Below are 15,722 nucleotides of genomic sequence, written 5' to 3'. Positions count from 1 at the left end.
ATCGTCGGCACTTTAGCGGCGGCGCTTCACCAGGTAATGGTCGAAGAGCACGGCGGCGAGCAAGATGCTACCCCGAATAATGTCCTGCCAGTAAACGGAAACGTTGAGCAAGGCGAGCGAGCTTGAAACCACCGAAAGCAGAACGGCACCGAGGATTGCGCCGAGGATCGTACCAGATCCGCCCGAAAGGCTTGCCCCACCGATGACTGCAGCAGCGATCACGTTAAGTTCCATGCCGACACCGAAGCTTGGTTGAGCCGAGCCGAAGCGGGCCATATAGATCACCCCTGCCACACCGCAAAGCATTGAGCAAAGCGTGGTCGTGGCGAAGACGACGCGGCCAACCCGAATGCCAGAATAGGCGGCGGCTTTCGGGTTGCTACCGACGTAGAAGACTTTACGGAAGGCCGTCGTGCGGCGCAGCATCAGATCGAAGGCAACGACGACCACCACGAAGATGATGAGCACGAGCGGAACGCCATAGACCGAACCTTGGCCGATGAACTTGAATTCCGGCGGCAGAGAAAAGAGGCTAAGTGGCCGGCCACCCGTCGCAAGCAGGCACACGCCTCGAGCAATGACCATGACGCCAAGCGAGACGATGAAGTGGTGCAGTCCGACGACCGTCGTCAGAAAGCCCATGGCCATACCGATAAAGGTGGTGGCCACGATTGCGAGCGCGGCGGCGACCCAGGGGTCTACACCGTTCAGGAACAGCCAACCGGCAACCACCATGGCAAGTGCCGTGACCGAACCGACCGACAGGTCGATGCCGCCGGAAATCAACAGGATCGTCATGCCGACGACGACGATGCTTTCCACCGCGAAGGCCATGGCCATCGCTCGAAGGTTGTCGACCGTCAGGAAGTAGGGCGAGATGAAGGACATCACGGTAAAGAGCGCAAGGATGATGACGATAAGGCCTGTCTCGCGCGCCTTGATCGCGGGGGTCCACCACCGCACACGGGCTTCTGCCGCCGTCGGTGCGTGATGCTCTGTATCGATCGTTGCCATGTCTGCTATTCCCCTCACGCTTCGCAGAGCTGCGATTGACTGCTGATCGATGCGAGATGCATGATCTGTTCTTCCGTCATGTCCGCACCGGTGACCTCGCCGGTGATCCGCCCTTCCCGCACCACGAGAATTCGGTCGCTCACACCGATGAGCTCGGGGAGTTCGGACGATATAACCACCACACCGACACCCTCATTGGCGAGATCGCGGATCTGTCGATGGATTTCCGCCTTGGCGCCGACATCGACACCGCGCGTCGGCTCGTCGAGAAAAACAACCTGCGGCTCGACCGACAGCATTTTCGCCAAGGCCACTTTTTGCTGGTTGCCGCCGCTCAGCGTATTGACCGCCTCACCGACACCATTGGAGCGCAACTTCAGCCGGTCGCCGAAGTAGCTCGCACGCGCAGCCTCTTTCCGTCGGCTGATAAGGCCCAACCCGTTCGAGACGCGTCCGACATCGAGAGCCGAAACATTGGCAGCAATCGACATGTTGAGAAACAGGCCGTCTCCCTTGCGGTCTTCCGAAACGTAAACCAGCCCCTCGCGAATGCTGTCGCGATAGTCGCGCAACGAAAGCTTTCGACCTCTGAGGCTCACCTCGCCCTCCGGCTTGCCTTCCAGCCGACAGATGGCGCGCACGATCTCACTGCGCCCTGCCCCAATCAGGCCCGCCAGCCCAAGAATTTCACCGTTATGCAGATCGAAGTTGACATCGCGGACGCGACGCCCCTCGTTAAGTCCGCGCACCGACAGGATCACCTCGTCGGACTTTGCATCCAGCGCCTGTTTTGGCGGATAGAGCTTGTCGAGCACGCGCCCGACCATGCTGTTGACAACATCTTGCGGGTTGATCGAAGCAATATCCGCCGTCTTGATATGGCAGCCATCGCGCATGATGGTGATCCGGTCGCAATGCTGGAAGATTTCCGCCATACGATGGGAAATATAGATAATCGCAATGCCGCGCTCAGCGAGGCGATGCATGATCTTGAACAGTGTCTGCGCCTCGGTCTCGGTCAAGGCGGCGGTTGGTTCGTCAAGGATGAGAATGCGGCAATCGAGCGTCAGCGCCTTGGCGATTTCGACGATCTGCTGCTGCGAGATCGAGAGATCGCCGGCACGGCACCTCGGATCGATATCGCCAAGTTCCGTCAGGATGTTTTCGGCACGCACGCAAAGCGAACGATAGTCCATCAATAGCGTGCGGCTACGGCCTGTTTCCGCCATGAACATGTTTTCTGCGACCGAGATTTCCGGGCAGAGTGCAATCTCCTGATGGACGAAACCAATACCGAGGCGATTGGCGGCATTGGGTGAGGATATGCGAACTGGCGCACCGTCCAGACGGATTTCACCGCTGTCCGGCTGCAGAATGCCGTCGATGATATGCATCAGGGTCGACTTGCCGGCACCATTTTCACCCGCCAAAGCGTGGATCTCGCCGCGGCGCAATTCAAGCTCGGCGCCCCGCAAGGCCCGGACAGGCCCGAATGACTTGTGAATATTCGTCATGCTGAGTACGACCTCTGCCATGACACCCTCCCGATCAATCATTGTTGATGACCCCGGCAGTGCAAGCCGCACCGCCGGAGATCTCTAGGGACGTCGCTCAGCGACCCTTCATGTAGGTGTTGAGGTCGAAGGAGTCGGCGTTGTCCTTGGTGATCACAGCAAAACCATTGTCCATTGACGGGATCTGCATCGGATTGAAACCGGAGACCTTATAGTCGTTGAACGGATCGCTTAGATCGGGATGCGCGCCGAGGAAGGTATTGATGAACCCCATGAAGCCCTGAATGCCCTGGTTAGGGTTGATCGCCATATGGATGTTTCCCTGCTTGATCTGCTCAAGCGTTGCGGGCGTGATATCCGCGTGCAGAATAAGGACCTTCTTCTTGGCGGCAAGGACGGCAGAAACTGCACCTTCGGCAGAACCGGCTTCAGGAATCCAGAGAGCGCCGAGGTTCGGATTGGCCTGCAGCATGGCGGAAACCGCCTGATAGGCCGCGTTGGAATCCTGGTTCGTCGCCTGGCGGGCAACGAGCTTCATGCCAGGATGAGTGGTGCCCATGTAATCGACAAGTGCGGTGACGCGCAGGTCATGGTTGCTCTGGCCTGGATTTTCGAGGACGGCATATTCACCCTTCTCACCCAGAACCTTGACGATTTCGTCCGCGGCAAACTTGGCCTCGGCGACGTTATCGGAGGTGATGTAAGCCGTGCGCTTGGATTTCGGAGAGTCTGCGGCGAAGGTTGTGATGGAAATACCGGACTCGATTGCCTTGTTGATCGGCTCGATGAATGGGTCAGCCTGCATCGGGTGCAGCAGGATGCCCTTCGGCTTCTTGACCACCTCCTGCTCGAAGGAGGCGATCTGCTTGGTGATGTCATATTCCGGCGTGCCGGTGAAAACAGCCTCGCAGCCAAGAGACTTGGCGGCCTGCTTGAAGCCTTCGAAGACTGGCACCCAATAAGGATGGCTCGAGACCATCACGTTCATCGCATAGGTTTCACCTGGCCCGCAGGCAAACTTTCCCTCAGCATTGGCAGACTTAACAGACCAGCCAGCAACAACTGCAGCAATCAGAGCCATAGCCGTCGCGGCTTTCAAAGACTTCAGCATTTTCCCCTCCCAGAGATAATTCGGTCAATGAAATAAAAATCTACATGAGAAATTTATTGCACGGAGGGATAACTAACCTACGGCCCAGCTCGCGTCAATGGCTCTGCATAATATTTCTATCTGTGCAATTTATTTCACATCGGGAAATGATGAAGATAAAAAGCAAATGAATCTCGGTCCGCATGCGCATCAGCTGTACGCCGTCCCAGACCGAAACACCGTCGGAGGCATTGCTTGCTCTGCAGCGCGAGAATTGACGGGAGCCACGTAATGTCAGCTTCGATATTCTCCGTTCCACCGGACAACCTGTAAGCTTTCTATTGCTGGAGGCATTCGAAGATGAAGAGGCGCTTGCTGCAATTGCGTGGATGGCTTCCTGCCGTGCACCACAACGTGAAGTAGCCGCTCGGCGGCGTGCTCATATAAGCCAACGAGCGTGTCGTTTGCTGACATTTCCACATTCTTACGATCGCCTTTCGCGACAAAGTCAGCAATCCGCGAGATGAAGGTGGGCGGAAGCTCGCCAACATTTGCATGCCTCCCGTGCAAGCAGATGCCTACTATCCTCCCTTCAAATTGCTTATTTTACAGGCAACAGAGTTACTGGAGAACGATCATGAAATTTCGTGAAAAGCTTAAGAAAATGGTTCAAAATCGCCGCGCATTCCGCGAACTGTCATCGCTTGACGATCGCACATTGGAAGATCTTGGTGTATCGCGTTCGAACATTCTCGCGGCTGTAGAAGGTCGTCGTTGAACTTCAAAATATGCAAACTGACGAATGTTACATCAGGTTGCAAAAGTCTCTACAGGGCGAACTATCGCCCTGAATTTCCGGAAATCGCGAATTTTTACGGTCCGCATTCGTGAAAATGTACCGACGTATGTTCCAACTTGTTCTACTGCTGTCCTTTATCAAGCCTTTGCGATGGATCGGAGTTGGTTCGAAATGTCTGCCAGATGTATGTAAAACTCTGGTGATGCACGGCGATCTTCGCCATCCGCACCCAGTGACAAACGGATCTCTTTGACGAAGCGACCCGGCGATCCGGCCATCAAGATGATCCGATCGCCAATAATCAATGCTTCTTCCACCGAATGGGTAACAAGAACAGTTGTCATGGATGGTCCCGATGGCAGCGATGTCAGGTTCGTTAACACGCCCTGCATGTCTTCCCTCGCGAGCGGATCGAGATTGGCAAAGGGTTCATCAAGCAGCAAAAGAGGAACTTGCAGAGCCAGCGCCCTGGCCAGCGCCAGACGCTGTTTCATGCCACCCGAAAGTTCATGTGGCCATTTACATGCATGATCCTGCAGCCCAACTCGCGACAGCAACTCATCGATGCGCTGTTTTTTCTGCTGTTTTGAGTGCGATTTCAAAACCACGTCGATGTTGCCTGCAGAATTTCGCCAAGGCAGCAAGCGTGGATTCTGGAACACCAGCGCCGAACTTACACCCGGCTGTGGCGCTTTTCCCTCAATGTCGACGGTACCGCTGCGGGCGGACATAAGACCACTCAGTATGTGCAAAAGGCTCGTCTTGCCGCAACCGGAAGGTCCCAAAATGACGACCCTTTCTCCCGTAGCAACCTCAAGATTGATGTCGCTCAATACCGCGACACCTGAGTAGTCATGGTTCAGAGCCTTAACATTAAAAAGGGAGCGTTGCGCGCTGGTCATTCACGATCCAACGGATCGCCAAGATCGGAAGTGCCGATTTTTGTGAGAACACGATCCATGGGAGAGAAGTTTGCCCAGTTTTCAACCTCGATACGAAATGGTGTATCTTCGCCATCCACTTTCAGAACAACACCTGACTGAGTGTTCTTGGCAGTATAAATCAGCTCTCCAAATTGCAAGCCGCCATTTACGGTCCAGCTACCCTGATAAATTTTTGCCAGTTCGGAAAGTGTTGCGAATTTGACATCGGGTCGCGCCCGTTCCATGGCTTCCACCCATTTTTCAGGTGACTGTGCGTAATCCCTGGCCGCCAGGGTCAGGGCCTCAAGGACCTTGTCCACCTCGTCTGCGCGTGTCTCAAGTGTACTGCGCCGCACGACGTCAACCTTGGTCACCAGCGGAACGGTCTCGAAGAAGTCGGTGACATCGACCAAAATCTTGAAACGGTCACGTTCAGGCATGGCAAGAAACGAACCGATCGACATGGTGGTTGCGTCGATACGTCCAGTCGCCAGCGCCTGGGCGCGAACCTTTGGTTCACCAAGGGGCACAAGTTGCAAGGTGTCGATATTCACTCGATGACCCTCCAGAACTCGGCTGGACAATTCATGGTCGAGGCTACGGATACGACCTATTCCAAATGAGGATCCGGCCATGGTTTCAAGCGTCAAATCTTTTCGGCCGGCGATCACATAAGGAATTGTTTTGCCCGAGGAATGAATGGCAACCACATCATTTGCACCTTCACGATGCAAGGAAATCAGAGCGTCAACCGAGATGTTGGCCATTTCGCCCTGCCCCGAGCGAAGGGCTGCCACCGCCATGGGCGTTTGCGCGGCTGGCACCAGCTCCACATCGACACCAGCCCTGTCGAAGTAACCTTCTTCCTTGGCCAGATAAAGAAGCGAGTTTGGAACAAGCGGTGTTTCGGTTTCCGTCACAATAATGCGAAATGGATCAGCAAGCACAGGCCCCGCTGAAAAGCTCAGGCCGAACGCTATGGTGACACCGATAGCCTTGATAATATGTTTCATCTCAATTGTTGCCTATCAGGATACGGTAAGATTTCAGGCCAGGTAGCGGCGTCGCGATGGCGGTGAAAGACGATTTTCCAGTAAGGATAGCAGGCCGGTGAACACAGTGCCGATAGCCGCATAAGTCAGGACAACCGCCAGATAACGGTCCATGCGGAAACTGTTGCCATATGCCTGCAGGAGGGCACCGAGACCAGTCATTGCGGTGTAGAAATCTGCAATGACCGATGTGACAAGGCCGGCAATCGCTCCAAGGCGTAACCCGGCCATGATCTGCGGCAATGCTGCAGGCAGGTAGAAATGCCTCACGCGGCCTGTCAAAGAAACGTTATACGCGGCGGCCATCTCTCGCAAATCGGAGTCCAGGCTTTGTACGCCTGTCTGGGTGTTTACAAGCACAGGCATGACCGCACCCAGAGCGATAATCAAAACCTTTGCCTGCCAGCCTAACCCAAGAAGCAGAACAATAAGCGGGATCAGTGCAATGACGGGTAACGCTGCCACGGCATGGATGAAGGGCGCGAAGGTTCTCGACAAAAGCGGTATGCCGCCAAAAAACGCACCGAGCAAAATTCCTACCACGGCGGCGAGCAGAAATCCCGAGAGATATACGAAAACTGTTGTCCCCAATGCGAACAGGAAATCCTGACGATTGTCAGCCAGCATCAGGAAAAAAGCATCAACGGTCAGTGTTGGCCCGGCAAAGAAGCCTTTTGGAAGGACGCGAGCCAGCCATATCCATGCCGACAAGACAAGCAGCAATACAGGAAGCCGAAGCCAGACATGCAATGGCACACGCCAAAGCCAATCCAGGTCATCGCGGAACGAACCCAGCTCCTTGCATATCCATGCCTTAAATGAAGTCATGAAATTCATCCCGCCGCAAACGACGCGGCATTTTACAGAATATCACCTGCGACCAACGTGTAACCGGCGCGGTCGAGTTTGCCCGCGCCGGTCTTTCATAGGCTAACTTAATCCAGCCTGTAGGCTATGACGGAGTCTCCGGCAGTGGTGCCCAGCGATCCGTGGCCGCCTGCGGCAATGACAACATATTGTTTGTCGTCTTTACCACGGTAGGTCATCGGGGTCGCCTGGCCGCCTGCTGGCAACTTGTGCTGCCAAAGCGTCTTGCCGGTCTGCATGTCATAGGCGCGGATGATGTCATCAAGAGCCGCGCCCGTGAATGCTACGCCACCTGCCGTTGTCAGTGTTCCGCCATGGGCAAGCATGCCCATTTCGAACGGGATCGGGAACTGGATGCCGGCGACCTTCTGGCCGGCGACAGTGCCGTTCCGGTGTTTCCAGGCGGTCGTGCCATCAGCGAGATTGACGCCAACCCTAACACCCCATGGCGGCGTGTTGCAGGGCACTTGCAGCGACGAACGCATGTGGGAAATGGATACGGCATATGGACCGCCGAGGTTTTCGTTGCCCGGTTTGGACTCACCGCCTGCTTCACCCGGCTTGCCGAACATACGCTTGTTCAAGTCGCCTTCCGGACGCGGAAACAGCTTGTAGACGTATGGCAGATATTGCGGTGTGGCGATCATCCACCGGTTGACCGGATCAACCGCGACCGAGCCCCAGTTGAAGACACCGATATTACCCGGCCAAACAATCGAACCAGTCTTTGTTGGAGGGGTGAACGAATTGCCGTCATAGCGGTTGGAGCGGAACGTGACCCTGCATTCGATCTGGTCGAAAGGTGTTGTTCCCCACATGTCAGCTTCTGTCAGCGGTGCAGGCGTAAAGCTCAGGCCCGACATGGGCTGCACTGGTGACAATTTTTCGTTCGGGATATCGGTTTCAGTCGATACCTTCATGTCCCGAACTGGCTGGATCGGTTTGCCGTCACGACGATCGAGAACCCAAATATTACCAATCTTGGTCGGGATGAGGATCGCCGGAACGTCTGCACCATCATGTGGCAGGTTCAGAAGTACTGGCTGTGACGGGTTATCACGGTCCCAGAGATCGTGGTAGGACGTCTGGAATTTCCAAACCATTCGGCCGGTCTTGACATCGAGTGCTGCAAGAGCATCGACATAGGCCTGATCTTCTTCCGAACGGAACACGCCGACCTGGTCTGGAGACTTGTTGCCAAACGGCACATAGACGAGACCGAGGTTTTCATCTGCGGCAAACTGTGTCCAGGCAACTGCCGAGTTTGGCTCGTAGAGTTCACCGGCTTGTAGCGGACGTGTGTCGTCCGGTTTGCCAGCATCAAACTTCCAGGCGATTTCGCCGGTGCGCACGTCATATGCGCGAATGACGCCCGACGGGTTATTCTCGTAGTAGTTATCGGCAATTGCACTGCCGAGGATGATAAGATCCTTGGTCACGAGTGGAGCGGACGTTTGCTGATAGGTCGCCCGTTGCAGGTTCGGCATCTGCGCTTTGAGGTCAACATAGCCGTTCTCGCCGAAGGTCGTGCAAAGCGCACCGGTATCAGCATTCAAGGCGTAGAGGCGCGCATCGACAGACGAGGCGATAATGCGGCGTGGGCACTCGGCCACCGCGGCAGAAATCGCCTGTACCTTGACAGGATCGGTGTCAGCAGGTGGAACATAGGCGCTGGAATCGTCGTAGGATACACCACGGCACGTCTGATGCTGGAACTGGTTGTCGCGCTGCATCTTCGGATCGAAGGACCATGCGAGCTTGCCGGTTTCCGGCTCCAAAGCCTGGACGATGTTGTGCGGCGTGCAGAAATAAAGCATGCCGTTGACTTTGATCGGCGTCGCCTCAAAAGTGTATTCTTTCGCGTCGACTGCGTCACCTTCGCGAAGATCGCCCGTATGGTGCTCCCACGCAACTTTCAAACCGGTGATATTGGTGGTGTTGATGTCTTTCAGCGCGGAATAACGCTGGCCGAGATTTGTGCCGCCATAGGCAATCCAGTCATTGGCAGGATAGGCCACACCGCTGGGATCGACTGCGGTGTCGCCAGCCGTCGCAACCTTTTCAAGGGTGCCCTGCTTTTCCATCGGATCGATGAACCAGACGGCAAGTCCCATGACGGCGATGAGGGCAACCACAGTGCGTAATGCAAGCGGACCGTTGCTGAGGCTGAAGGACCAGAGTTTTGCAGGCTTGTCGCGCAAACCATTGACGACAAATGGCAGGGAAAGCAGCAAGCCGATGAAGATGATCAGCGCGCCTCGTGGAATCCACTGCCACTTATCAAGCCCAACTTCATAGAGGGTCCAGATGAATGACGCAGCAAGGGTCAATGCATAAATGCCCAAGCCGTTTTGACGTTGCCGGGCGATTTGAATTCCTGCGATCAACAGGCCGATGCCCATAACCACATAGAAAAAGCTGCCGCCGATGATTGCAAGCCGCGCTCCATAATAAAGGATCGCAGCTCCCAGTAGTGCGGATACAATACCGCCTAACCGAGCTAGCATGGCTCAAACTCCTATTTAATTTCATTGGGGAGGACTGAAAGTCCCGAGATGAGTGCTGAGGCAGAATGTCACATCAGCCTCTATTTAACGTGATAAATGTCAATGCTGCATTGCACAATAGATTAATCAACCGATCTTGAAAATGTTGGATTTTTTATCTACTTTATATGCGCCTCCAAGAACCTGCATGCGCTGGCCATCGTTTTAAGTCACGGTAGGCGTGTGTAGATCACTTTGATTTCGCTGACTATTTTTACTGTTGCACCCCATCACGTTGACACGTTTGCCTCTATTCCCGCTACGAGGCTTGTTACTTTTCAAGGCGCGCCGGTGGGTGTCTCGCGCGTGCTCAAGGCTGTGATGGTCGTTAATCAGGTTGCGTTACTGTTAGCCTGTCTGTGGCAAATTGAACGCCCCGCTCTGCTGCCTGTCGCAACCGCAAATCGGATAACCGCAGTGGTTCGTCTCATCGACAGGACTGCTGCGAAATATCGCACATGGCCCGCACAATGTGAGAGATGCCTTGGCAGCGGACATTTTGACAATCACGTGATCATATGAGCAGGCGAGTATGCAATTCACGATACTCCCAGCACCGGTCAACGTCACCATGGCCGCCTCCCGCCATAGGAAACGCTGGCCTGAACTCCTCAACGCATCATCGCGTTAAACCGGACAGGGTTCCTAGGAGAAGCAGTCAGACCAGAAGTGTGCCGAACGGCAGGTCAATGATGATGTCTACACCGTCATTGCGCCATTCGTATGTAATCCTGCCATTCAAATTGCCCACGGTGCGCTTGATCAGCGTCGAACCAAATCCGGTATGATCCGACACGCTTTTTGCCGGTCCATCCCGTTCACTCCAGGTGATTTGCACGCTGTCAACATGTCGACATGAAATGACGAGGTGGCCTTGATCAGAACTTAACGCCCCATATTTCGCGGCATTGGTGGCAAGCTCATGGAGGATCAGGGCAATACCGGTAATGTGCGCCGACGGAACCCGAATATCATCCGTTCCGACAAAGGTGATTTTTTCAGAGGACGCTTCACCGTCATACGGTGCCAGAATATCCGCCATAATCTGCCGAAGCGGAACGGCAGCGTCCGAAACGTTCTGTGTTGCAGAGGTAGTCTTGGGACGAACGAGATCATGGGCAAGTGCGAGTGCACGCAGACGCCCCCTCACCGCTGCAGAAAAATGATCTACGCCGGTCGCAGATTTCGCGGTCATTGCCACCATCGCATCTGCCAGCGCAAACACGTTTTTCACCCGGTGGTTCAGTTCATGGATGAGAAGAAGACGCTGCTCTTCAGCACGTTCGCGGGCCAGTTCGTTGCGATAGCGCTCAATGGCAATCGCGGTCGTTCGCGTCACCATGCCAATAACTTCGAGGTCTCGCTCGGTCGGCTCACGTGGTTCCTGGTAGTAATTGGCGAAGGTTCCCAGGATGGTGCCATCCGCAGCGCGGATCGGCATTGACCAGCAGGCACGTAAACCATGCTTCAGCGCAATATCACGGTAGTTTGTCCAAAGCGGATCGACAGCGATATCGCTGACCATGACCTGCTCTCCCGTAAAGGCAGCAGTACCACAGGACCCAACCCCGATGGCAACTGGGATACCGTCCACCGCCGCGTTGTATTCCGCAGGCAGGCTTGGCGCCGCTCCTTCAACGAGATTTTTGCCATCCTCTGTGGTCAGAAGTATCGACGCAAGCAACTCGCCATTCGCCGGCTTCTCAATGAGAAGAATAATGTCCCTCAGCACATCCTTGAGTGGGCCACCCAAGGCAACACGTGCGAGAATGTCTCGCTCGGCGATTATGAGGTCAGACGAGACCGACGGGCTGTTTATGTATGTCATCGTCCGTTCTTCTCTGTTGAAGAGAGCCGAATGTCAACGACAGCGGCAAGTTTGTTACAATAGGATATTTGAATCAAAAGTCATCCCAATTGCGGCGCTGAAAGAGGCCTGCGCAAAAATGCAACTTGAACAGGAATTCTCATGACTTACCCGTCAAATCCGCAACGCGTCTCGCAAGTGCATCGGCTGCCACTGGTTTGGTGAGAACCTGCATGCCTCGCTCAAGATGGCCATGGTTCAAAACGGCGTTTTCAGCATAACCCGTTACAAACAACACTGGCAGATCCGGCTGACTGCTGCGCGCGGCATCGGCAAGTTGTCGTCCATTTATACCGTTTGGCAAGCCAACATCAGTGACAAGAAGGTCTATGTCATTGCGGGACGCGAGGACCTTCAACGCGGAGGGTGCGTCTTCCGCTTCAAGAACAAAATAACCAAGTTCCTCAAGCACTTCGACCGCTACCATACGGACCAGAGGTTCGTCATCAACGACCAGAATCGTTGTTTTTCCTGACGCTGGCGCCGCAGGGGTTTCCAGCGCAACAACCTCTACCACTTCGCCATCAGCGTGATGTCGCGGCAAATAGATACAGACCATCGAGCCCTTGCCAACCTCGGAATATATTCGTGCCGCGCCACCCGATTGACCCGCGAAGCCGTAGACCATTGAAAGACCAAGTCCGGTTCCTTGCCCGGTCGGTTTTGTCGTGAAAAATGGATCGAAGGCCCGGGATATAACGTCCTGTGTCATACCCGTCCCGGTATCGCTGACGCACATCGAGACATATTGGCCGGGCTGGACGCCGCGCTCCCTGGCGGCACGTTCGTCGAGCCAGCGGTTTCCCGTCTCAATGGTCAGCTTGCCACCGTCAGGCATCGCATCTCGGGCATTGATACACAGGTTAAGCAGTGCATTTTCAAGTTGGCCCACATCAACGAAGGCCGTCCAAAGCCCGCCTGCGCAGGCAATTTCGACATCGATTGCCGGCCCGACGCTGCGCGTCACCAGGTCCTGCATGTCGGTGACGACGCGATTGATATTCGAGGGTTTTGGATCAAGTGTCTGGCGCCTTGAGAACGCCAACAGACGCTGTGTCAGACCCGCGGCCCGTTTAACAGCGCCTTGTGCTCCCGTCAGATAGCGGTCAATGTCACCAATACGCCCCTGAGCCATTCGCATCTTCATCAGCTCAAGGCTACCGCCAATACCAGCCAAAATGTTGTTGAAGTCGTGAGCAAGTCCACCCGTGAGTTGCCCAACGGCCTCCATTTTCTGAGACTGTCGCAAAGCATCTTCGGCCTGCATGAGGGCTTTCGTTCGATCCTCGACGCGCTGTTCAAGCGTTTCGGTCAAGGCACGAAGTTCACTTGTCGCCCTGTCCCGTTCCTGCTCAATGGCACGGCGATTTTCGATGTCGAGCAGCACTCCGGGAAAAAGCATCGCACGGCCGTCGGGGCCAAGATCAACACGACCATTTGCCTCCAGCCATCGGTAGTGTCCGTCCGACCGCCTTGTTCTATACTGGTGAAGAAACGGTCCTCCCCGTTTCAGCGCCTCATCAATCGCTTTGGACAAACTGGCCTGGTCGTCAGGATGGACCGTCTCGACAACCTGCGCCAGACTGAGCCCTGTCCTGCCAAGCGAATGGTCAAATCCGAATGCTGTTGCAAAGGCATCATCGACGGTGAATTTGTCCGCTTGAACATCCCAAGACCATGTGCCGATAATGGCCCCGGCAGCCAGCGCAAGCTGAACACGCTGGATGTTTTCTCTCGCCACAGCCTCGCTTTCGCGCAGAGCTTTTTCCGCTTGTTTGCGGGTCGTGATATCCCGGAAGAGAACAGAAACCTGCTTGAGGCTTGCAGGCTCAAGTCGCGTTGCAGATACTTCAATGTGGCGATTGATCGCCTTGAACTCCTGTTCGAAGCGCACCGTCACGCCAGTTGTCAGAACATCCCCGTAAATCTTCAGCCAAACGTCGGCGTTATCAGGTTCGATCTCGCGAAGACGCTTTCCCACAATTCCTTTGATACCAGTCTGGCGTTCATAGCCCGTATTGGACTCCACATGTACATAATCACTCATCGGGCCATCGGGACCGTCGATAAATTCTATGATGCAAAAACCGTCATCAATCGCTTCGAACAAAGCACGCCTTCGAGCGTCGCTGCGAAATAGCGCATCATCGTCATCACGTTCGGGCTGCTTGACCAAGTTTTCGTTTGTCACCGATGATCCTCAAGGCACACTCGTCCGCTAATAGATATGTGGCTTCGTCTCGAAGTCAATGAAAACACTTGACGATTCGAAAAATTACAAAGGCCAGTAAGCCTCTTGGCTTAAGGGTTGCGTACAACTTTGGCCTATTCTAGTTTTTGCGGCTCAGGAACCAAAATCAACCAGCTTCATTGTGAAGTAAGTTGTGCAGAGTACGGAACCAGAATGACGGATAAAGAGCAGCAACAAACTGATGCCCGCAGTGCCGGTGATCGCCTAGTGTCCGGGCACGTTAGCGAAGATCCATTTGCTGCAGCCTTCAAGGCAACACGGATGCCGATGATCGTCACCGACCCCAATCAACACGACAATCCCATCATCTTCTGCAATGCTGCGTTCAATAAACTCACCGGCTACACCAATGAAGAAATCATTGGGCAGAACTGTCGCATCTTGCAGGGTCCCGAGAGTGATCCCAAGGCCGTTGAAAAGATGCGAAAAGCAATTGCGGCCGGTGAAGACATCGCGGTCGACGTCACCAATTACCGCAAGGACGGGTCGACATTCTGGAATGCCGTGTTCATCAGCCCCGTGCGAGACGATAGTGGCAAGATCATATACTTCTTCGCTTCGCAACTTGACTTCACGCATGTGAAAAGCCGTGAGGCAGACCTTGCCGCCGCTCGACACAAGGCCGAGGAGGAAGTGGCCAGCCAAACCGCCAACCTTCGATCTGCACTGTCTGCCAAATCACTCCTGGTTCATGAAGTTGATCACCGCGTAAAAAACAACCTACTGACGATGGCCTCCATCGTAAAAATGCAGGCGCGCGTAACTACTGACCAGGGGCAGAAGCAGGCTCTTGAATCCGTTCTTAACAGGATCGAGGCCCTGAGTACCGTTCAGCGCAAACTTTTCACCTTGGATGATGTCTCGAAGTTCGACATTTCCGAGTTCACCCGTGAACTCGTCACCGACCTGGTCGAGGCAACTGGCCGAAAAGACATACACCTTTCCCTTGATCTCTCACCCGTCCATGTTCCGGCCGTCAAAGCAACACCACTATCGCTTGTCGTCAACGAGCTGGTCGGTGATGCGGTATTGCGAGGTCTGAGCCAAGGGGGAGACATACATGTTGTCGTCCGACGGACTAACGGTCATTTTATCATCGTGGTTGAAGATACATCAGAGCCGATTGAGGTGGATAAGGAGCGCGCGCAGTTCAGTCGCAAGCTGCTCGAAGCTTCCGCTTTGCAGCTTGATGCAAAAATCGAGCGGACCGTACAGAACCGAAAGACAAGTGTAAGCGTTACTGTGCTTGTTGATGTAAACTTGGAGACGACGCATTGAAGGTAATGATAGTTGAGGATGAAATGCTGCTCGCAATGGAGCTTGAGAGCGAAGTCGAGCTGGCAGGTCATGAGGTTACTGACATGGTAATGAGCAGCGACCAAGCCCGAAAGGCACTAGCCTCGACAAAACCAGATTTTGCATTTGTCGATATTCATCTCATGGACGGAGCTACCGGGATAGATTTCGGACGCGAACTATCCCAAAACGGCGTACCCTACGTCTTCGTCAGCGGAAATATCAAAAAAATCCCGGACGATTTTGCCGGAGCACTCGGCGCGATCGAAAAACCGTATACCGCAAACGGGATGAAAAATGCTCTGACCTATCTCTCGGCAATCGTCGACGGAGACGAAAGTCTTGAGCCGCCAGCAAGCCTTGTATTGGCGGATGATGCGCGGGCAAGCCGTCGCTCTTAAAAGTAAGACCAGCGTCTGCCACCGGGCTGGCTAACTCTCAGCGACCAGCCCGTCAGCCGTACGGAAACGACCTCGAATAGCGAACGCAGTTGACGCGGAAAA

General features: G+C 54.6%; 12 protein-coding genes. 3 read left to right on the top strand and 9 right to left on the bottom strand.

Annotated features, from left to right (window positions below; genetic code table 11):
• Window positions 1-12: 12 nt before the first annotated feature.
• The 3 genes from IB237_RS19040 to IB237_RS19030 form a co-directional block, all read right to left on the bottom strand.
• Window positions 13-1,014: an ABC transporter permease gene (locus IB237_RS19040; RefSeq protein ID WP_192490261.1), complete on the bottom strand. Its 1,002-nt coding sequence runs from the start codon at window positions 1,012-1,014 to the stop codon at window positions 13-15.
• Window positions 1,015-1,028: 14 nt separating this feature from the next.
• Window positions 1,029-2,549: a sugar ABC transporter ATP-binding protein gene (locus tag IB237_RS19035; RefSeq protein WP_192490260.1), complete on the bottom strand. Its 1,521-nt coding sequence runs from the start codon at window positions 2,547-2,549 to the stop codon at window positions 1,029-1,031.
• Between the two features lie 76 nt (window positions 2,550-2,625).
• Window positions 2,626-3,609 (bottom strand): substrate-binding domain-containing protein, encoded by a 984-nt coding sequence (locus tag IB237_RS19030; RefSeq protein ID WP_371815365.1) that lies wholly within the window; start codon window positions 3,607-3,609, stop codon window positions 2,626-2,628.
• 646 nt (window positions 3,610-4,255) lie between these two features.
• On the opposite strand from IB237_RS19030, the gene IB237_RS19025 reads away from it, so the two are divergent.
• A complete protein-coding gene (locus IB237_RS19025) occupies window positions 4,256-4,396 on the top strand; it encodes a DUF1127 domain-containing protein (RefSeq protein ID WP_192490258.1) in 141 nt (46 codons plus the stop codon).
• A 158-nt stretch (window positions 4,397-4,554) separates the two neighbouring features.
• Here the strand turns inward: IB237_RS19025 and IB237_RS19020 are convergent, their stop codons facing one another.
• From IB237_RS19020 to IB237_RS18995, 6 genes are all read right to left on the bottom strand, one after another.
• A complete protein-coding gene (locus IB237_RS19020; protein WP_192490257.1) occupies window positions 4,555-5,319 on the bottom strand; it encodes an ABC transporter ATP-binding protein in 765 nt (254 codons plus the stop codon).
• Window positions 5,316-6,353: an ABC transporter substrate-binding protein gene (locus tag IB237_RS19015; protein ID WP_192490256.1), complete on the bottom strand. Its 1,038-nt coding sequence runs from the start codon at window positions 6,351-6,353 to the stop codon at window positions 5,316-5,318. Before IB237_RS19015 ends, IB237_RS19020 begins: the two co-directional genes overlap by 4 nt.
• A gap of 33 nt (window positions 6,354-6,386) precedes the next feature.
• A complete protein-coding gene (locus IB237_RS19010) occupies window positions 6,387-7,220 on the bottom strand; it encodes an ABC transporter permease (RefSeq protein ID WP_192490255.1) in 834 nt (277 codons plus the stop codon).
• A 107-nt stretch (window positions 7,221-7,327) separates the two neighbouring features.
• On the bottom strand, window positions 7,328-9,766 hold the full coding sequence (locus IB237_RS19005) for a membrane-bound PQQ-dependent dehydrogenase, glucose/quinate/shikimate family (protein WP_192490254.1): 2,439 nt from the start codon (window positions 9,764-9,766) through the stop codon (window positions 7,328-7,330).
• 697 nt (window positions 9,767-10,463) lie between these two features.
• Window positions 10,464-11,633 (bottom strand): sensor histidine kinase, encoded by a 1,170-nt coding sequence (locus IB237_RS19000; protein WP_192490253.1) that lies wholly within the window; start codon window positions 11,631-11,633, stop codon window positions 10,464-10,466.
• A 139-nt stretch (window positions 11,634-11,772) separates the two neighbouring features.
• Entirely contained in the window at window positions 11,773-13,863 is a 2,091-nt protein-coding gene (locus IB237_RS18995; protein ID WP_250985800.1) for a response regulator, read from the bottom strand.
• Window positions 13,864-14,076: 213 nt separating this feature from the next.
• Between IB237_RS18995 and IB237_RS18990 the strand changes: the two genes are divergently transcribed.
• Window positions 14,077-15,201 (top strand): PAS domain-containing protein, encoded by a 1,125-nt coding sequence (locus IB237_RS18990; RefSeq protein ID WP_192490330.1) that lies wholly within the window; start codon window positions 14,077-14,079, stop codon window positions 15,199-15,201.
• A complete protein-coding gene (locus IB237_RS18985; RefSeq protein ID WP_192490252.1) occupies window positions 15,198-15,620 on the top strand; it encodes a response regulator in 423 nt (140 codons plus the stop codon). Before IB237_RS18990 ends, IB237_RS18985 begins: the two co-directional genes overlap by 4 nt.
• Window positions 15,621-15,722 lie beyond the last annotated feature (102 nt).

The sequence above is a fragment of the Agrobacterium sp. AGB01 genome, from assembly GCF_014851585.1.
Taxonomy (GTDB): domain Bacteria; phylum Pseudomonadota; class Alphaproteobacteria; order Rhizobiales; family Rhizobiaceae; genus Agrobacterium.
This window is presented reverse-complemented; position numbering and strand designations above follow the sequence as displayed.